The sequence below is a fragment of the Actinomycetes bacterium genome (assembly GCA_036510875.1).
Classification (GTDB): domain Bacteria; phylum Actinomycetota; class Actinomycetes; order Prado026; family Prado026; genus DATCDE01.
The window spans coordinates 1-4,454 of the sequence record DATCDE010000153.1; the positions used below are offsets into that span (position 1 = coordinate 1).

General features: G+C 67.7%; 6 protein-coding genes and 1 pseudogene. 4 read left to right on the forward strand and 3 right to left on the reverse strand.

From position 1 onward, the window contains the following. Nucleotides 1–304: GYD domain-containing protein (locus VIM19_08905; protein ID HEY5185000.1), on the reverse strand; the 304-nt coding region annotated here is incomplete at its 3' end. Between the two features lie 454 nt (nt 305–758). Between VIM19_08905 and VIM19_08910 the strand changes: the two genes are divergently transcribed. Further along, a complete protein-coding gene (locus VIM19_08910; GenBank protein ID HEY5185001.1) occupies nt 759–1,391 on the forward strand; it encodes a phosphotransferase in 633 nt (210 codons plus the stop codon). A 161-nt stretch (nt 1,392–1,552) separates the two neighbouring features. Here the strand turns inward: VIM19_08910 and VIM19_08915 are convergent, their stop codons facing one another. Beyond that, a complete protein-coding gene (locus VIM19_08915) occupies nt 1,553–2,161 on the reverse strand; it encodes a class I SAM-dependent methyltransferase (GenBank protein HEY5185002.1) in 609 nt (202 codons plus the stop codon). 238 nt (nt 2,162–2,399) lie between these two features. Between VIM19_08915 and VIM19_08920 the strand changes: the two genes are divergently transcribed. Beyond that, entirely contained in the window at nt 2,400–2,819 is a 420-nt protein-coding gene (locus tag VIM19_08920; protein ID HEY5185003.1) for a GNAT family protein, read from the forward strand. A gap of 20 nt (nt 2,820–2,839) precedes the next feature. On the opposite strand, the pseudogene VIM19_08925 reads toward VIM19_08920, so the two are convergent. Further along, nucleotides 2,840–3,109, reverse strand: a pseudogene (locus VIM19_08925) (hypothetical protein). A gap of 26 nt (nt 3,110–3,135) precedes the next feature. Here VIM19_08925 and VIM19_08930 point away from each other — a divergent pair. Both VIM19_08930 and VIM19_08935 read left to right on the forward strand, forming a co-directional pair. Further along, nucleotides 3,136–3,330, forward strand: coding sequence for a hypothetical protein (locus tag VIM19_08930; GenBank protein ID HEY5185004.1), 195 nt, complete (start codon nt 3,136–3,138; stop codon nt 3,328–3,330). A gap of 106 nt (nt 3,331–3,436) precedes the next feature. Further along, on the forward strand, nt 3,437–4,366 hold the full coding sequence (locus tag VIM19_08935) for a nuclease-related domain-containing protein (GenBank protein HEY5185005.1): 930 nt from the start codon (nt 3,437–3,439) through the stop codon (nt 4,364–4,366). Nucleotides 4,367–4,454 lie beyond the last annotated feature (88 nt).

Genomic DNA, 4,454 nt, shown 5'->3' on the forward strand with positions numbered 1-4,454 from the left:
GGTATCCGACCTGCTTCGCGGCGGCCGCGTCGACCTCCTCAAGGGTGAGAAGCACCGCCGTCTTCGTCGTCACCCCACCGCCAGCACACACCGCCAGCGCGAACCCAGCCGCGGCAGCGTGGTCCGGCATCTCCGCAATCACATAGAGATCGGTGACGCCGAAGGCGTAGTGGAACGTCTCGATGTTGCCGCCGACGCTCTCAGCGGCCGCCTGGGCTGCCGCGAGGCGGGCTGTTCCACCCTGGGCGAGCAGACCCCGAACGCCGTCGAGCGTGTAGTTCACTTCGAACAGGAACTTGGACATGATGCCTCCAGCGGTTGGTTGTGGCGACGCTAGACCCCGCGACCGGGACGCGACCGGCAAACGGACGATGACAGCCTTGGATCCTGCGGATGAGGTCGCCGATGACACGTTTCCGGGTTACGTAGAAACGCCGTTAGCGTGCGCCGCTGAGGGTGCATGCGATGTGCCGATCTCGCTCGCCCGGTGGCCGGCCGGCCAGCATGCTATGAGGGTGTCTGAGCCGCCAAGTCCCTTCGTGCCGAGACAGGTGTGGCGTCCTCAGCAAGAGCAGTCACTCGGCGAGGTTCCTCTGTTCGGTGGTGATGTCACCGATGGAATCGTTCGGGTCGGCGACACGGTTCGTCGGGCGCAGGGCCTTCACTCCCCGTTGGTGCACCGAGTTCTGCGGCATCTGGAGTTCGCGAGCTTCAGTGGGGCTCCTCGATTCCTCGGTGTAGATGACGAGGGTCGGGAAGTGCTGACGTTCATCGAGGGCGACGTGGCCACCCGCCCGTGGCCGGAGTGGGTCGCTGATCTTGATCGGGCGATCAGCGTCGCGGTGCTCTTGAGGGCGCTCGATGACGTCCTGGTTGGCTGGGGGCTGCCTGCGGACGGGATCGTGCCCGAGCTGTCACCTGCCGGTATCCCAGAGGCCATCGGTCCCGGCCCGACGTTCATCGGGCATCGTGACGTGACTCCGGAGAACGTGGTCTTCCGGGAGGGTCGAGCGGTCGCACTGATCGACTTCGACATGCTCAAGCCGTCCAGCCGTGTCGATGAGGTGTGCAACCTGCTCCTGTGGTGGGCACCGCTGATGCCGCCTGAGGATCGCGAAGCGGTTCTTCGAGACGAGGACGCTATCGCTAGGGCGGCCCAGTTGGTCGACGCCTACGGACTGGCCCCGCACGACCGGGCACGCGTCGCAGAAGTGGCGCTCAACAGCGCTGATCGGACCTGGTTCCTCATGCGAGCGCGGGCCAGTCGCTTCGCCGGCGGCTGGCAACGTATGTGGGACGAAGGCGCTGGAGACCGCATCAATCGTCGACGCGACTGGCTAGCAGACAATCGCGACGCGCTCCACACGGCCGTCACCAGCGCTTCCACCTGACCGCCCCGAAGTGTTCTGCATGGCCTCTAACGAGCGAACCAGCCTTCCGGGACGGTCACGAAGACCAGTGGCCATCCACGCGAGGCGCTCGCCGAGGGTCTGCCGGTCAGGTCGCGTCCGTCGGCGCGGGCGGCCAGCTGAGTTCGCGAACCCTGATGGTGTCAACGTGCTGCTGGAAGGCAACGGCCTTGCCGCCGTCCATGGTCCACACGTGGAGGGTGCCCGAGCGCGACGACGGTGTCACCGTCGGCGACGAACTGCTCGGGCACCACGGCATAGTCATCGCCGATCTCCCCGAGTCGCATGAAGACACCTTCGAGCACTGCCTGAGGACCGACGTAGGTGCCAGCGAGCCGATCGACCAGCGTGACGAACCCATCTTCCCCAGTCTTCCACCGCGTCTCCCTCCATGATCTTGCTATTCCCGGGAGAACCATGACGTCGCCGCCGGTCGTGAGGATCACGAGATCAGTGGACAAGTCTCGCAGCCGCCCGACGTCGATCCTTGGGACTTCAATCGCCGTGGCCAGGTCGTAGTCCGGCGCCAGATCCTCGATGTCCTCGAACCTCGCCGGGACCAGTCGCCCGACGTCGGGGTGGTTCCGAACGAACATGTTCAGCATTCGCTGGCTGGGATCGACCCCGGTGCTCTGACGAGGTTCGAGGACGCCAAGGTCCAGTAGAGCCCCGGTGCCGCACCCCACGTCCCAGGGTTCGTGGGGATCGGTTCGCGAAGCGCTCGGCGACAATGGCGCGAATGGGCCATCCATGTCGTTACCACGCACTGCGAAGATGTAGCGGCTGAGATCGCCTCAGGGGAAGGCCCGCGCGGTGCCTGCTGCGCACGAGGAGCAGGCTGGCACCATGGGCTGCATGACCGCCCCGACCTTGCGTGGCCCACGGGTGACCCTCCGGGCTGCCGAGCCTGGCGATGTGCAGGCTCGCTGTTCGCATGGCTAGCACCGCGAGATCGAATGGAACTACGGCCACGAACGCACCTCCGGTGAGATGACCCCGGGCGAGGCCGACGAGTGGTACCAGGAGCAGTTGCGTCTGGCCGAGGACGCGTCGGGCCGGTACTGGGTAATCGAGGTCGAGGGCACGCTGGCAGGGGTCGCCTTCCTCCACAGCATCAGCGACGCCGATCGGAAGGCCCGGTTCGCCGTCGGCATGTTCGCCCCGGAGCTGCTCGGCCGCGGGCTCGGCAGCGAGGCCACCCGGCTTGTCCTCGATCACGCCTTCGGCCACATGGGCTTGCATAGGGTCGATCTCCGCGTGCTGGCTTTCAACGAGCCCGCGATCGCCTGCTACCGCAGCTGCGGCTTCGTGGAGGAGGGGCGAGAGCGCGAGAGCTGCCAGCTTGACGGCGTCTGGCACGACGACGTGATCATGGGCGTCCTTGCCAGGCAGTACTCGGCGCACAGCTGAGAACCGGCCAGCGGGGAAGGTCAGGGGTTGGCCTGCCAGTGGCGGCGCCGCGGGCGCTTCGCATCGGGCTGGTCGAGTGAGAGCGGGAGGGGCCGCCGCCCTGCTGGTGGGATCGGTTTCTTGTCCTCCGTGCGTGGGCTCGGGACCTTGCGGATCTCCTTGTACGGGTATGGGTCGGTCCGCACGGCCTGCTGGAGCAGGCGGAAGGACAGCAGTCCGCGGGCGCGTGAGCGGCGCCTGTTCCAACGGAACTCGAACTCGTGGCAGTACGCCTGCAGGTGCTCCGGCTGCCCAGCACCCTGCAGAGTGCCACCTCGTGAACACCGGCTACGGCACCTTCGACAACATGATGCTGCCCGCCCGGGTGGTGCGGCGGGTCTACCGGCCGATGGCCTTCGCCCCGTGCGCGATGTTCAAGAACGACCTAGTCACCTACCTCGCTGCCGCCGATCTACCGGTTCTGTCGTGGCAGCAGCGCCGCCAGCAGCGGCACCAACTCGCCCAGTTCTGAACGACTACCGCCCCGTCGCCCTTCGGGGCGGCGGGGCTTCGCCATGCCTCGGGCAGCTCGTCGAGTCCTGGGTCAACCCACCGCCTCGCCTGTCGAGGACTCCCAGGTGACCGCGCTGACCGTGTCCCGCTGGACGAAGTACGGCAAGGACCGGCTGTACGTGAACGCCGACGGGCAGCGGGTCGGCTGGCTGGACCTGACCACCGGCCAGACCACCCTGGAACGGCCCGACCTGGCGGATGCCTGCCAGGCCGCGCTGGCCGACTCCTACGGCCTTCCAGAGTCCACTGACGACCCCGGAAGCGCCAGCAGAGGCCTACGCCCGCCCAGTCCACTCTCGGAGCACCAGGCCGCTACGGCCCTCCCTGGGCGTCCCGAGCCGGCCTGGACCGACCTCGCGGGCAACCGCCCAGGACAGGCCGCCCAGGCCCAAGCCGAGGTCGAGGTCAAGGTCAATGTCGCCACGATGAGAGAGCGGACCAAGGTGGGCGCCCTCCTGGCCAGGGCCTTCGACGTCAAGACCGACGAGCGGGCCTGGCGGGTCGGCGCGGACGGCGAGGAGACCGTCGGGGCCAAGCTGGACAAGCTGACCAAGCACGGCTGGCACGTCCTGCACGCCGTCCCCGTCGGCAACCGGGGCAGCGACATCGACCACGTCCTCATCGGCCACGGCGGGATCTACACCGTGAACACCAAGACCCACCCCGGCAAGAGCGTCTGGGTCGGCCGGTACGCGATCAAGGTCGACGGCCACTCCGTGCCCTACCTGCGCAACAGCCGGCACGAAGCTGAGCGCGCTGAACGCCTGCTCTCCACCGCGGTGGGCTTGCCAGTCCCGGTCCGGCCCGTGCTGGTCTTCCTCACCGGCACCCTCATCCCCGACGTCACCATCAAGCAGCTGCCGGACGACGTGACCGTCCTGGACCGGATGGACATCCCCGCGGCGTTCAAGCGGGCACCCAGGCGCCTGACCCCGGAGCAGGTCGCCAAGGTGTACGAGCAGGCCCGCCGCTCGAACACCTGGACCGGGTCCTAGCCCGTCACCCCTTCGGGGGCGGCGGGCTTCCTGCTGCCTGGGCGGGTCAACCCTGTTCGCAGTGGTCCAGGAACACAGTCGGGGATGG

What these genes read in the sequence shown, in the direction of transcription:
- VIM19_08915 (HEY5185002.1), bottom strand. Translation starts at nt 2,161, where the DNA reads ATGGATGGCCCATTCGCGCCATTGTCGCCGAGCGCTTCGCGAACCGAT.
- VIM19_08920 (HEY5185003.1), top strand. Translation starts at nt 2,400, where the DNA reads ATGACCCCGGGCGAGGCCGACGAGTGGTACCAGGAGCAGTTGCGTCTG.